Below are 14,114 nucleotides of genomic sequence, written 5' to 3' on the forward strand. Positions count from 1 at the left end.
CGGGTTGTCCCTCGCTCGGATTTGCTTCACATGCCCATGTAGCGGCCGGGACGGTGATTCAGCATGATCACCAGATTGGTGGCGACGGCGCCGCAGATCGAGGCCAGCAGCACCAGCGGCGTGACCACCAGCAGCGAAGCCAGCACGATCACGACATCCACGCCCATCTGCAGCTTGCCGGCGCGGATGCCGTGGCGATCCTGCAGATACAGGGCCACCACGTTGACGCCGCCGAGGCTGGCGCCGTGGCGGAACAGCACCACGAAGCCGGTGCCCATCAGCAGGCCGCCCAGCACGGCGGCGTAGAACAGATTGAGTTCGCCGAGCTGGATGAAATGAGGATGCAGCATGGAAAAGCCCGACACCAGCGCCACCGCGCAAAAGGTCTTGCCGGTGAAGCGCAGACCCATGCGGCGGAAGGCGAAATAGTAGAACGGGATGTTGATGGTGAAGAAGATCGCGCCGAAGGGAATGCCTGACAAATAATGAATCAGGAAGGCCAGACCGGCAGTGCTGCCGGTCAGCAGGCCGGCGTGGTTGTACAGCGTCACGCCGAAGGACACGAACAGCGTACCGATCACCAGCGCCAGCGCGTCTTCATGGCGTGCATGGCGTACCGCCGGCACGCTGCCGGCTGCCGCCGCTTCAGCCACGAATCACCTCGGCCATGGCCAGGCAGACCTTGTCGACATTGCCCGGATTGAGGCCGGCCACGCAGATGCGTCCGCTGGAGACGGCGTATACGCCATGCTGCTCGCGCAGGCGTTCGACCTGTGCGGCGCTCAGGCCGGTGTAGCCGAACATGCCGTTCTGGCGCAGCAGGAAGCCGAAGTTGTACTCCGGCAGCACCTTGGCCAGACCGGCGTGGAGACGCTCGCGCATGCCGTGCACGCGTTCGCGCATCTGATTGACCTCGCCCTCCCATTGCTGGCGCAGGTGCGCATCCGACAGCACCCTGGCCACGATCAGCGCGCCATGCAGCGGCGGGCTGGAATAGTTGCGGCGCACGGTTAGCTTGAGCTGGCCCAGCACATTGTTGGCCTGGCCGTCCTGCGGGCAGAACACCGACAGCGCACCCACGCGTTCGCCGTACAGCGAGAAAATCTTGGAGAAGGAATTGCTCAGGAAGAAGGCGATGCCGCGCCGCACGCATTCGCGCACCGGCCAGACGTCTTGCTCCAGGCTGGCAGCGAAGCCCTGATACGCCAGATCGAAGAAGGGCAGCAGCGCGCGGCGTTCCAGCACTTCGATGATTTGCGTCCATTGCCCGCGATCGGGGTCGATGCCGGTCGGGTTGTGGCAGCAGGGATGCAGCAGCACCACCGAGCCGGCCTCCAGGCTTTCCAGCTTGCTCAGCAGGGCGTCGAAGGCCAGTCCCTTTTTATCGGCATCGTAATAAGGGTAGCGCTGCACGCCGAAACCGGCGCCTTCGAAAATGCCGATGTGGTTGTCCCAGGTCGGATCCGGCACCCAGATCTGCGGCTGCGGAAAGAAGCGTGCGATCAGATCGGCGCCCACTTTCAGCGCACCCGAACCGCCCAGGGTCTGAATGATCGCCAGATGGTTTTGGTCCGGCAGTTCCGGGCCGAACAGCAATTGCGCCACCGCCTGCCGGTAGCCGGTATGGCCTTCCATCGGCAGATAGGTGCAGGGCGCGCTGTTGAAATGATCTTCAACTTCCACTGCGCGCACCGACGGCAGCACCGGAATCACGCCCGCGCCGTCGGCATAGACGCCGATGCCGAGGTTGACTTTGTCGGCGCGCGCATCGCGCTGGTAGCTTTCCATCAGGCTCAGGATGGGATCGCCGGCGTAGGGAGGGAGATGTGCAAACATGATTGTTCCTGCAATAAAAGAATTCGATAAAGGACGATCGGACCGGGTGCGCGGCGGCGCAGATGAGCGCGTCACAGATATTTTTTCAGACGCAGATGATAAACCGTTACGGCCGCCAGGCTCAGCACTGCGCATCCCATGAGGTAATAACTCGGGGCCACCGGGTTGCCGGTGCGCGCCACCAGCCAGGTCACCATGAAGGGGGTGAAGCCGCCGAACACGGTGGCGCCCAGGCTGTAGCTGATGCCCATGCCGCGCACCCGGGTTTCGGGCGGGAAGATCGACGACAGCACCACGCCCAGCGAACCGAAATAGACCGCCTTCAGAATGCCGGCCCACACCATGACCGCCATCATCACCCACAGCGTCGGGGTCTTGATCACCCACACGAAAGAGTAATAGATGGTGCACAGCGTCAGCACGGTCGACACCACCATCACGCGGGTGCGCCCGAAGCGATCCGCCACCATGCCCATGAAGGGCGCGCCGAACATCAGGATGGCGCCGCTCACGGCGGTGGCGGCGAAGGCGGTCGATTGCGGCAGATGCAGTTGCTTGATGGCGAAGGTCGGCATGTACAGCAGCATCAGATAGCTGGCTGCGGTGGAGACCGACAGAATTCCCATCGACACCAGCACGCGCAGGGTCTGCAATTTCCAGCCGGCTTGTTCGCCGGTGGCGGCGACGCTCTTTTTGGGCGGCGGCGTTTCATCGATGTAGCGGCGGATGTACAGACCGACCGGCGCGATCAGCAGGCCGAAGGCGAACGGCAGGCGCCAGCCCCAGGACGCGATCTGATCCGGCGTCAGCAGCGCATTGAGCAGAAAGCCGGCCAGCGCCGCCAGCAATGCCGCCGCGCCCTGGCTGGAAAACTGCCAGCTGGCCATGAAGGCTTTGCGCTTGGAACCGTGCTCGGTCAGCATCGCCGTGGCCGAGCCGAACTCGCCGCCGGCCGACAAGGCCAGCAGCAGGCGCGCCACCAGAATGCCGACCGGCGCCAGGATACCGATGCTTTCATAAGTCGGAATCACCGTGCAGATCAGGGTGCCGGCCACGGTCATGCTCATCGACACCAGCAGCGCCGCCTTGCGGCCCACCTTGTCGGCGTACCAGCCGAGCACGATGGCGCCCAGCGGACGGAACAGATAGGACAGGCCGAAGGTGGCGAAGGTCACCATCAGCGACACGGTCTCGTTGCCGACCGGGAAAAACAGTTTGGCGATGGTCACTGCGAAGAAGCCGTAGGCGACGAAGTCGAACCATTCGAGCGCATTGCCGATCGAGGAGGCGATGATCAGGCGCGTGGTCTTGTCGCCCGATCTGGTGTTGCTGTCGGCGCCGGCATTGAGTGCGGCGGCGCCGGAGCTGCTGGGTGTGGAAGTCATGGGTGTGTTCCGATAGGTGCGTGAAGCAGAACGAAAATGAAAAAGCGGATGTGAATCTTGTCTTGTATCTGTAAATGGCGCGTCAATCGGGCCGGCCGGGCTGGCGTTGGCCATGTTGGCTGCGTTGGCGCCGTACCGCATCGCCCTGTTCGCCCAGATCCCACAGCAGGCCGGCCATCAGTTGCAGGCCTTCGCGCGCAACGCTGCCCAGCAGATGCTCGTCCGGCGCATGTTGCGAGCAGGACGGATAGGAATGCGGCACCCAGATGGTCGGCAAGCCCAGTGCCTCTGAAAAACAATGGTTGGGAATGGTGCCGCCCAGATTCGGCAGCACGCTGACCGGCTTGCCGCTGCTGGTTTGCATCGAGGCTGTGGCGAAGGCCACCCAGGGATCGTCGGGATCGAGCCGGGTCGCCGGCGCGCTGCCTTCGAAACTCAGTTGTACCGAGTGGAAACCGCCGGCATCCAGATGGCGGCGCAGATGCTGTTCTGCGTTCTCCCAGTCGGTGCCGACCACGAAGCGCAGCTGAAACACCGCCTGCGCGATGGCCGGAATGGCGCCCACCGGACGCGCCGCATTGCCGGCCTCGAAGGCGATCATTTCCAGCGTATTCCAGGCGAACAGGCGCTCGGCCGGCGTCAGGCCGGGTTCACCCCAGCCGGCCGCCAGGGCCGGATCGCCGGCATCGGCGCCGACGCTGAAATCGCTGACCAGCTGCCGCACGCGCGGCGTTACCGGGGGCGGACGCAGGCCGGCCACCTGGATCACGCCGTCGGCGCTGACCAGACTGGCCGCCGCGTGCGCCAGCACCATGGCCGGATTGAGCAGCACACCGCCCCAGTTGCCGGCATGGTGGGCGCCGTTCTGCGGATCCAGCGTCAGACGGAACTGCAGCGCGCCGCGCGAGCCGAGGAACACGGTCGGGCGGCCGGCCGCCAGACGCGGCCCGTCGGAGGCCAGGAACAGATCGGCGCGCAGAAATTCGGCATGTCCGGTGCAGGCTTCCAGCAGACCGGGCGAGCCGATTTCTTCGCTCATCTCGAAGATCATCTTGAGGTTGACGCCAAGCTTGCCCGCGCGCGCCTTGAGCGTGGCCGCCAGGGCGCCGAGATTGATGCTGTGCTGGCCCTTGTTGTCGGCGGTGCCGCGCCCGTAGCATTTGTCGCCCTCATGGCTCAGCGCCCAGGGCGAGCGATCCTGCTGCCAGCGGCCTTCCTGGCCGTTGACGACGTCGCCGTGCCCGTACATCAGGACCGTCGGCAGGGCCGCGTCTTCGATGCGGCGCGCCAGCAGCAGCGGCGGCTTGCCGGCCTGGGCGTTGTCCACCTGCCGCAGTTCGAAGCCCATGTTTTCCAGGCTGAGGCCGATTTCGCGGCGCAGATAATCTTGCAGCTCCTGCGCCCGCTGCGGGTTCTGGCTTTCGGTGGGGCAGGCCACGCGGCGCGCCAGATCGGCGAAGAATTCGCCCGAATCGTAATACTGCGCGGCCAGCGCCAGCGCATCGTTCCTGCTCAGGTGGGGGCTTGCTACTTGACTCATGGTGCGATTCCGGTCCGGTATTGAATGGGCTTGCGTGTTGTCTGGCTGCGTCCGTCCGGCTGAAAAAGCGGAGCGCTGCATTCGACAGGCCGATTCTAGGAGTCGCGGACGTTTCTAACAATGTCAATTTTTCTAATCAATATTTGCCATAATTGGAAAGTAAAAAATGCCTGTTGCAGTGCAAATTTTCACTTTCGTGGTGCTGAATCTCTTTGTTTTAAGGCATGCATGCGTTTTTGGATCGCGTTGCACCATTCCGATCTTTGTCAATCTGTATAAAATAGAGACATTAGTCTTCTGATAATCAGAAAGATGCTTCCGCCCGGCAAGGACGCCTCATGCACAATCCCAATCTGCGCTATTTCTATCATGTCGGTCGCACCGGTTCGCTCACCGCCGCCGCCGAAAAATTGCACGTGGCGGTGTCGGCGGTGAGCCGTCAGATCGCCAAGCTGGAAGAAGAAACCGGCGTGCCGCTGTTCGAACGACGCGCCCGCGGCATGCTGCTGACGCCGGCCGGCGAAGTGCTGATGGCCTATGCACGGCGCAGTTTTCTGGAGCTGGAGCAGGTCATGGCGCAGGTCAAGGGCGTCAATGCCATCGGCCAGAGCGTGGTGACCATCGCCAGTTCGGAAGGCTTTGCCTGGGAAATGCTGCCGGTGGTGACCGCGCGCTTTCGCGAGACCTATCCCGGCATCCAGTTCCGGCTCAATGTGGTGGCCGCCGACAAGGCCTCGCAACTGGTGCTGGACGGCGAAGCTGACATCGCCATCACCTACAGCCTGACGCCGGCCGAGGGGCTGGCGATTCTGCATCGCGAGCAGGCGCCGATCTGTGCGCTGATGCGGCGCGAACATCCGCTGGCCTCGCGCAGCCTGCTGTCGCTGGCCGAACTGCAGCCGTATCCCATGGCGCTGGCGGAAGAGGGCTCGACCATCCGCCAGTTGTTCGACATCGCCTGCAGCTTGCGCGGTCTGCTGTTTGCGCCGGTGTTTTCCAGCCACTCGCTGGGCGCGATCTATCGTTTTACGCAGCAATCGCCGGATGTCGTCTCGCTGACCGGTTTTCTGAGCGTGCACAGCCGCGTCCAGGACGACGGCATGGCGCTGGTGCAGATGGCCGAGACCGAGCTGCATCAGCGCAGCCTGCAGATTCAGGCCATGGCCGGACGCCGCTTGCCGGCTTCGGTCAGCGCCTTTGTCGATTTCCTGATCGGATCGATGCGGCAGGCCGGCGCCAGGGCGCAGTTTCCGGGCGACCCCGGCGCATTCTGACGCTGCGGCACAAAAAAAGGCGGCGACATCTGCATGTCGCCGCCTTTTGCTTCCCCTGCGCGCTGTTTCAGCGAGCCAGCTTGGCGCCCGGCCACATGCGCACTACCAGCGCTGCCAGCGAGGTGCTCACGGCCAGTGCCACTACGCCGCTCCAGCCCCATTGCGCCAGCAGCAGGCTGCCCAGTCCGGCGCCGCCGGCCATGCCGATGAACATCCCGACAAACAGCACGGCATTCAGACGGCTGCGGGCGCCGGGTTCAATGCTGTAGACGATGGTCTGATGCGCCACCAGGGTTGCCTGCACGCCCAGGTCGAAGCCGATCGCAGCCAGCGCCAGCAACCAGAGCTGGCCGCTGCTCGACAACATCGGCGCCAGGGCCAGCGCAGCAAACGAGACGATCGCCAGCATCAGACCCAGACGCGTCACCAGCTCGGGGCCCTTGCTGTCGGAGATGCGGCCGGCCAGCGGCGCCGCCAGCGCACCGGCGGCCCCGGCCAGACCGAAAGCACCGGCTGCGGCGCTGCCCAGATGGAAGGGCGCCGCGTGCAGCATCACCGCCAGCGTCGACCAGAAGGCGCTGAAACCCACCGACAGCAGACCTTGCGCCAGTGCCGCACGGCGCAGCGCGCCATGCTTGCGGATCAGCACCAGCAACGAAGCCAGCAGCGCGCTATACGCCAGATGCGTGGTGGCCTTGAAGCGTGGCAGACCGCGCCAGGCGGCGACCCCGATGAGCGCGATGCTGGCGGCGGCGCCGACGAACATGGCGCGCCAGCCGAAATGCTGGGCGACGAAACCGCTCAACACGCGCGACAGCAAAATCCCCAGCAGCAGCCCGGTCATCACGGTGCCGACCACCTTGCCGCGCCGATGCTCCGGCGCCAGCGTGGCGGCGGCGGGGACGATATCCTGCGCCATCGTGGCCGCCAAGCCGACCGCCAGACTGGCCGCCAGCAGCAGCCCGATGCCGGAGGCGGCGCCGGCCATCAGCAAGGCCACGGTCAGCACCGCCGCCTTGATCAGAATGATGCGGCGGCGATCAAAGCGGTCGCCCAGCGGCGCCAGCAGCAGAATCCCCAGCGCATAACCGAGCTGGGTCAGCATCGGCACCATGCCGACCGTGCGTTCGGAGGCGCCGATGTCGTCGGCCAGCACGCCCAGCATGGGCTGCGAGTAATACAGAGACGCCACCGACAGGCCGGCGCCGGCTGCCAGCAACAGAATCAGCGAAGGCGACAGCACCGGGTCGGCATGCTGAGACGCATGGGCTGTCCCGGCTTTGCCGCCGCCGGTTGTTGTCGATGTGCTTGCTGCTATGGCAGCTGTCGCTGCGGCGCTGCCGCCGATGTTGCCGCCGCTTGTATGCGATTTTTGAATGACGTTCATGTGATGAAACTCCCTGATCCGATTGTTGCCGGCCCCCTTGTTAAACAGGCTTGATCCAGCATTGGAGCGAAGTTTGCGCTGTCGCGACGATCAGCGGTAGTACCGCAGTTTGAAGAATTGTTATACGCTGAACGTATGACCAAGCCATTAAATCTCGAAAAATGACAAAATCAGGCGCAAAAAGCAGCCCAGTCCCGCTTGCGGCGCTGGCTGCAGCCTCCACCGACCGCATTGAGCTGATGCAGACCTTCGTGCGCATCGTCGAGGCCGGCAGCCTGTCGGCTGCTGCAGCCCAGCTCGATACCACCCAGCCGACCATCAGCCGCCGTTTGCAGCAACTGGAACGCTCACTCGGCGTGCGTTTGCTGCAACGCTCCACCCACGCCATGAAGCTGACCGAAGACGGCGAACGCTGCTTCGAGCGCGCCAAGGAACTGCTGGCCGGCTGGGAATCCTTTGAAACCGATTTGCGCGGGGCCGGCATGCAGGTCGAGGGTTCGCTGCGGGTGGTGGTGCCGCACGCCTTCGGCCAGAAGCAACTGATCGGGCCGCTGGCCGAGTTCATGCGGCGTCATCCGCGCATTTCGGTGGAATGGCTGCTGCATGATCGCGCCGCCGATTTCATCACCCACGGCATCGACTGCGCCATCGAGGTCGGTGAAGTCAGCGATCCCTCGGTGGTGGCGATCAAGCTGGCTGAAGTACCGCGCATGATGGTGGCGGCGCCGGCCTTGCTCAGCCAGTATCCGGCGCCGACCCATCCGCGCGAACTGGCCGAGATGCCCTGGCTGGCGATCCCGGCCTTTTATCGCCGTGAAATCACGCTGACGCACGTCGCGACCGGCGAGAGCTGCGAGGTGGCGTTCCGGCCGCGCATGATTACCGACAGCCTGTACGCCTTGCGCAATGCCGCAATTGAGGGGCTGGGCATCGGCCTCGGCTCGGCCTGGATCATGTCCGAAGATCTGGCGCAGGGCCGTCTGCAGCAATTGCTGCCCGAATGGCAGCCGGCGCCTTTGCCGGTCTCGCTGATTTATCCCTATGCGCGTTTTTATCCGGCGCGCCTGCGCCACTTCATCGACACCATGCGCGAAGCCATGCCTTCGGCCGTGCTGGGGGCGACCGGCTGGGATGCGGACTGAGTGTGTTGCAGCGCCGCAGGCTGACCGCATCAAAATGAAAAAACGGCAGAGCATGCCTGAAGCACGCTCTGCCGTTGTCACCATCCGTACCGGATTGTATTGACCCCAGACTAAATCGAACCGTCCTGAATCAACTCAATCCATGCGCATGGTCTTGCGCTGCGCATAGTGCGCGTGCCAGGAGAGCGCCTCGCCGAGCAGATGCGGCGTGTGGCCGCCGGCGCGGCTGGCACGCTCGAAGTAGTCGCGCAATTGCGGACGATAATCCGGATGCGTGCAATGCTCGATCACCAGCGGAGCGCGTTCGCGCGGCGCCAGTCCGCGCAGATCGGCCAGACCCCATTCGGTCACCAGCACATCGACATCGTGTTCGCTGTGATCGACGTGCGAGACCATCGGCACCACGCTGGAAATGCGGCCATCCTTGGCCACCGACTTGCTCACGAAGATCGATAACTGGCCGTTGCGCGCAAAGTCGCCCGAACCGCCGATGCCATTCATCATGTGGGTGCCGCCGACGTGTGTGGAGTTGACGTTGCCGTAGATGTCGAACTCCAGCGCAGTATTCAGGCCGATGATCCCGAGCCGGCGCACCAGCTCGGGATGGTTGCTGATCTCCTGCGGACGCAGCACCAGCTTGTCGCGATATTTATCCAGATTGGCCAGGAAGCGTTGGTTCATGGCCGACGATAGCGTGATCGAGGAGGCCGAAGCGAAGGCCAGCTGACCCGAGTCCAGCAGTTCGATGGCGCTGTCTTGCAGCACCTCCGAATACATCGTCAGATTGCGGAAGGGTGAATCGGTCAGACCGTGCAGCACCGCATTGGCGATGGTGCCGATGCCGGCCTGCAGCGGCGCCAGATCATGGCTGAGGCGACCGGCCTCGACCTCGCATTCCAGAAACTTGATGACGTGGCCGGCAATCGCGCGCGTCTCGTCATCCGGCGGCAGGATGTTGGAGGGGCTGTCCGGCGTTTCGGTGATGACGATGGCGGCGATGCGTGCCGGGTCGAACGGGATCGCGGCGCCGCCGATGCGCTGATCGGCGCGCGTCAGCGGAATCGGCTGACGCTCAGGCCGCGCCGCCGGCAGATAGATGTCGTGCAAACCTTCCAGCGCCAGCGGCACGCTCAGGTTGAGTTCGATGATGATCTGCTGCGCCTGCTGCACGAAGCTGGCCGAGTTGCCGACCGACATGGTCGGGATGATGCCGTCTTCGCTGATCGCCACCGCCTCGATCACCGCGATGTCGATGCGCGACGGCGTGCCGCTGCGCAATTGCTCGGCGGTTTCGGACAAGTGCTGGTCGATGAACATCACCTCGCCGGCATTGATCCTGTTGCGCAGCGTCGGGTCCACCTGAAACGGCAGGCGCCGCGCCAGCAGGCCCGCTTCGGCCATCAGGCCGTCGCTGCCGTTGCCCAGCGAGGCGCCGGTGATCACGGTGAAGCGCAACTCCTCGGTCCTGGCGCGCTCGGCCAGTGCGCGCGGCATGGCCTTGGCGTCGCCGGCGCGGGTGAAGCCGCTCATGCCGATGGTCATGCCGTTCTTGAAAAATGCAGCTGCCTGTGTGGCCGACATGACTTTGTCGGCCAGCGCTGGCTGGCGTATACGCTGGCGAATCATGGTGTGCTCCCGCTCGGACTCTGGTCGATGGTGGTGGCTTGCCTGCTCCGTTCATGTCCGCCAATTGCAGCCGGGCAAAAGGACAAGAGGCAAGGACAGAGGGCGAGCCTTGATTGTTTTGCGTTCGAGTATAAAATCCGCTATTCATGCCCTGTATGATTTAAATGCTCCTGTTCCATTCGGTTTTTGCATACTTCACCCTGACGGAAATACCGTGGATATTCGCGCCCTGCGCTACTTTGCCGAGACAGTCCGGCTCAACAGTTTCAGCCGCGCCGCCGATGCGCTGCACGTCACCCAGTCCACCGTCAGCAAGATGGTGCGCCAGCTGGAGGACGAGGTCGAAGCGCCCTTGCTGATCCGCGACGGCCGCAATCTCTTGCTGACCGACACCGGCCGCGTGGTCTATGAGCAGGCCCAGCAGATCCTGGCCGGCATGCAGCGCCTCAACGCCGAAGTGCGCGACACCAAGGCGATGCGGCGCGGCCATCTGGACATCGGCATTCCGCCCATGATCAATCTGCTGTGCACGCCGGTGCTCAAGGCGTATCGCGAGCAGCATCCGGAGATCGTGCTGACGCTGAAGGAGGACACCGGCCCGCAGATCGAGCAGCGCGTGGCCAGCGGCGAACTGGAAATCGGCATGACGGTGTTGCCGGTCGATCCCGAACTGGAGCTGACGGTGATGCCGGTGGCGCGCTTCCCGATCTGGGCGGTGGCCCAGGCCGGGCGCTTTCAGAAAAATCGCGCCACGCTCAAATGTCAGGCGCTGGAAGGCATGCCGCTGGTCATGCTGAACAACGAATTCGGCCTGACGCGCAGCCTGCGCGGCATGTTCCGCGACATTGGCATCGCGCCGCAGGTCGCCGCTCAGAGCGGCCAGTGGGACTGGCTGGTGGCGATGGCGCTGGCCGGCATGGGGGTGGCGCTGCTGCCCGAACCGTTCGTGCATCGCATCGCCACCGATCAGTTGCAATCGGTGCGGCTGGTCGAGCCCGAGGTGCAATGGCAGGTGGCCTACGTCACGCGCGGCGACTATCTCTCGCATGCGGCGCGCGCCTGGCTGGCGCTGAGTCAGGCGATCTTTGCCCAGGCGCCGGCCTGAATGGAAGCCAGGCTGCTTGGCGCTGGCATTGCACCTGCAATCTGTTTCGCACCCTGCTCCATGAAAATTACGACTCACACCATGGAATTTAAGTCATACAGAGAATGACTCTGCTTTTCTATACTTTCTCCGTCGATACCTGCTGCGCATAGCCGGCGGCCGGAACCGGAATGACGGTCGCCGGCGATGAGCGCAGGTATCGATGTTTCTGCACCAACCGAGCTGTATCGTTTGCGGCGCCATGCGGACCGCCATCGGCAGCAGGCCGGCGCAGATCGCTTCAGCTTCATCCAGGCAGCCCGGTGCGTAGCTGTTCAATGCGCTTGCACCACCTCAGCCGGCCACCCATTCAGCTACCCAGCGCTTGAGCGCACAACCCGCATGCCGCACTCCCTCCGCTCTCTGTCTTCGACTATCTTGCCGAGGCTGTGCCCGGCTTCGCGCCGGTTGCTGCAATCCTTGTCGGCGTTGCAGCAACCGGCACGGCAGGCGCTGCTGCGCATCTATCGCCGCTGGGATGCACGCTTCCCGTTGCGCAATGCGAATCTGTCCGAAGGCTTGCGCGCCGCCTGCTGCGCCAGCAGCATGTTGCTGCTCGGCGAGTGGCTGAACATGCCCTTGTTTTCCTGGGCTGCCATCGGCGCTTTTCTCACCTGTCTGGCCGACAGCGCCGGCTCCAATCGCGCGCGCCTGATGTCGATGGGCGGCTTCACGCTGGCCTCCACCGCCGGCGGCATGTTCGCCGCCACGGTAGCGGGCTGGGGCATGGCGCCGGGTTTGCTGGCCATCATGTGCTGCGCCGGCGTGGCCGGCTTCTCACGTATCTACGGCGCCTCGACCGGGCTGGTGCTGATGCTGGCGGCCGGGGTTTCCGCCATCATGGCCGACTCGCCGGTGGTGTTGATGCCGCTGGCGCACAGCCATGTGCTGATCTACTTCGCCGGCTGCGTCTGGGCCACCGTGCTCGGGCTGACGGTCTGGCGTATCCATCCGTTCGCGCCGGCGCGCAATGCCGTGGCGCGTGTCTACGGTGCCCTGGCGGGACTGGCGGATATTGCAGCTGGCCACACCGATCATGAGCATCAGGGGCCGCAGCGCAATCTGCGCGCTCATCTTTTGCGCGATCCGCCGGCGGAACTGGCCGAACTCAGCGCGCAGAGCCGCAAGCACGTGCGGGCCGACATCGCCGCCGCCAACCAATGCGTGGCGGCGGTGTCCGGCCATCGCGCCGAGTCGCTGCAGCTGTACGAACATCTGCTGGTGAAACTGGCGCGCGCCGGCGCGCTGCTCGATTGCATCACGGTGCTGGCCGACCTGCGTTTGTCGCCGTATGAAAATGCGGCTTCGCGCCGCCGCACCGGGCGCGTACTGGAAGCCATCGCCCGGCTCTTGCGCGGCGTACAGCGCGAGCTGCAACGCGAAGGCAGTCAGGCCCGGGCTGGCCGCGCTGCGGCCGATGCGCGCGTGATGCAGCGTCTGCGGCAATTGATGGGACGCATGCATCTGACGCATGGCCATTTGCTGCACAGCTTGCCGGAGCCGGCGGCCTCAGCGGGGTTCAATGCTGTACCTGCTGCAGGCCGTATCGCGCATTCAAATGCCAAACCGGAGAGGACGCATCATCACGGCCTGCATCTGGCATGGCGCCGGCTCAAGGCGCTGGCGCAAACCGCCGCCTTGCATTGCAGCCCGGCGTCCGCCGAACTGCAACACGGCCTGCGTTGCGCCGCCGCCGCCGGCGCCACTTATCTGGTGGTGCATCTGTTGCGTCTGCCTTTCGGCTACTGGGCCACCATGGCGACCATGCTGGTGATGCAGCCTTCGATTGCCGATAGCTGGTCACGCAGCATGGAGCGCGCCATCGGCAGCGTGGTCGGCGGCGCGCTGGCGGTGCTGCTCTGTCTGCTGATTCATTCGCCGCTGGCCTTTGCGATTCTGGTGTTTCCATTGACGGTGCTGACCATGGCGCTGCGCCCGGTCAGCTATGGTCTGTATGCCACGTTTCTGACGCCGGTGTTCGTGCTGGTGGCGGATGTGGCGGTCGATCCGCACAATCAGCTGAGCAATGCGCTGCTGCGCGGCGGCAACAATGTGATCGGCGTGCTGATCGCGATTCTGGCCAGCTATCTGTTCTGGCCGCGGCGGCAGGATGTGAATCTGCATGGGCAGCTGTCGCGCATGATCCTGGTCAATCTGGCCTATCTGCGCGCCGCGCTCGATCCGCAAGCGCAGGCGCAACGTGAAGGAGTGGAACCGGCGCGCCTGATGCATGCCCAGCGGCGCGAAGCTTGTCTGAGCAACATTGAAACCGGACTGTTGCTGCAGCGGATGATGCGCGAGAAGCAATCCGGCGCCCATCAGCTCAGCGAAAGCCGCATTCGCAGCGCGCGCACGGCACTGGCGCTGTCGCGTCGCCTGGCTGGCGCCGCCACGCATATCTGGCTCAGCGGCCACGGCGAGGAGCAGTTCCCGGCATTGGTGGCCTGGCTGGAGCAGATGAGCGGCCTGTTCGAGCGGCGTTCCGGCGCAGTATCGGCCTACAGCGCCTTGCTGGCGCAGCGCCCGCTGCCGTCGGCGCTGGCGCAGGCCGATGCGGTCGATACCGTGTGTCTGCTGGCGGCGGCGGTGTATCCGGCGTTGGCCGAGAGTGCCGAGGGGCGATGAAAACGGTAGCGCGGATCGCATACTTGTTCATTTCATATCATCCGCACATCAGCCGAAATAAGATCCGCTGAAACAAAATCCCACTTCCCGGTTCATACCCGAGCAGGTGTGCTTTGCAACATGGAGCGCGCACCGCATCCGCTAAAAGAACAGGG

Annotated in this window: 10 protein-coding genes; 4 read left to right on the forward strand and 6 right to left on the reverse strand. The window is 64.3% G+C overall.

Features of this window, described 5'->3' with window-relative positions:
* Nucleotides 1–26: 26 nt before the first annotated feature.
* The 4 genes from PQR62_RS21440 to PQR62_RS21455 all read right to left on the reverse strand — a co-directional run bounded on the left by PQR62_RS21440 (nucleotide 27) and on the right by PQR62_RS21455 (nucleotide 4,737).
* Nucleotides 27–653: a YitT family protein gene (locus tag PQR62_RS21440; protein WP_408160067.1), complete on the reverse strand. Its 627-nt coding sequence runs from the start codon at nucleotides 651–653 to the stop codon at nucleotides 27–29.
* Entirely contained in the window at nucleotides 646–1,836 is a 1,191-nt protein-coding gene (locus PQR62_RS21445; RefSeq protein ID WP_408160068.1) for an amino acid aminotransferase, read from the reverse strand. The genes PQR62_RS21440 and PQR62_RS21445 overlap by 8 nt, the downstream gene beginning before the upstream one ends.
* Nucleotides 1,837–1,907: 71 nt before the next feature.
* On the reverse strand, nucleotides 1,908–3,221 hold the full coding sequence (locus tag PQR62_RS21450; protein WP_408160069.1) for an MFS transporter: 1,314 nt from the start codon (nucleotides 3,219–3,221) through the stop codon (nucleotides 1,908–1,910).
* An 82-nt stretch (nucleotides 3,222–3,303) separates the two neighbouring features.
* The gene (locus PQR62_RS21455; protein ID WP_408160126.1) at nucleotides 3,304–4,737 is read right to left on the reverse strand and encodes a M20 family metallopeptidase; all 1,434 of its coding nucleotides are present in this window, start codon (nucleotides 4,735–4,737) and stop codon (nucleotides 3,304–3,306) included.
* Between the two features lie 362 nt (nucleotides 4,738–5,099).
* Here PQR62_RS21455 and PQR62_RS21460 point away from each other — a divergent pair, with 362 nt between their 5' ends.
* A complete protein-coding gene (locus PQR62_RS21460; RefSeq protein ID WP_408160070.1) occupies nucleotides 5,100–6,035 on the forward strand; it encodes a LysR substrate-binding domain-containing protein in 936 nt (311 codons plus the stop codon).
* Nucleotides 6,036–6,102: 67 nt separating this feature from the next.
* Here the strand turns inward: PQR62_RS21460 and PQR62_RS21465 are convergent, their stop codons facing one another.
* Complete coding sequence (locus tag PQR62_RS21465; protein WP_408160071.1) at nucleotides 6,103–7,422, reverse strand: MFS transporter; 1,320 nt, start codon at nucleotides 7,420–7,422, stop codon at nucleotides 6,103–6,105.
* 161 nt (nucleotides 7,423–7,583) lie between these two features.
* Between PQR62_RS21465 and PQR62_RS21470 the strand changes: the two genes are divergently transcribed.
* On the forward strand, nucleotides 7,584–8,564 hold the full coding sequence (locus PQR62_RS21470; RefSeq protein ID WP_408160072.1) for a LysR family transcriptional regulator: 981 nt from the start codon (nucleotides 7,584–7,586) through the stop codon (nucleotides 8,562–8,564).
* Nucleotides 8,565–8,699: 135 nt separating this feature from the next.
* Here the strand turns inward: PQR62_RS21470 and scpC are convergent, their stop codons facing one another.
* A complete protein-coding gene (scpC, locus tag PQR62_RS21475; RefSeq protein ID WP_408160073.1) occupies nucleotides 8,700–10,190 on the reverse strand; it encodes a succinyl-CoA:acetate CoA-transferase ScpC in 1,491 nt (496 codons plus the stop codon).
* A gap of 214 nt (nucleotides 10,191–10,404) precedes the next feature.
* Here scpC and PQR62_RS21480 point away from each other — a divergent pair, with 214 nt between their 5' ends.
* Together PQR62_RS21480 and PQR62_RS21485 are read left to right on the forward strand one after the other, a co-directional pair.
* Complete coding sequence (locus PQR62_RS21480) at nucleotides 10,405–11,295, forward strand: LysR family transcriptional regulator (protein WP_408160074.1); 891 nt, start codon at nucleotides 10,405–10,407, stop codon at nucleotides 11,293–11,295.
* 381 nt (nucleotides 11,296–11,676) lie between these two features.
* On the forward strand, nucleotides 11,677–13,959 hold the full coding sequence (locus PQR62_RS21485) for an FUSC family protein (protein ID WP_408160075.1): 2,283 nt from the start codon (nucleotides 11,677–11,679) through the stop codon (nucleotides 13,957–13,959).
* Nucleotides 13,960–14,114 lie beyond the last annotated feature (155 nt).

The organism is Herbaspirillum lusitanum (genome assembly GCF_046025995.1).
Lineage (GTDB): Bacteria > Pseudomonadota > Gammaproteobacteria > Burkholderiales > Burkholderiaceae_D > Herbaspirillum > Herbaspirillum lusitanum_A.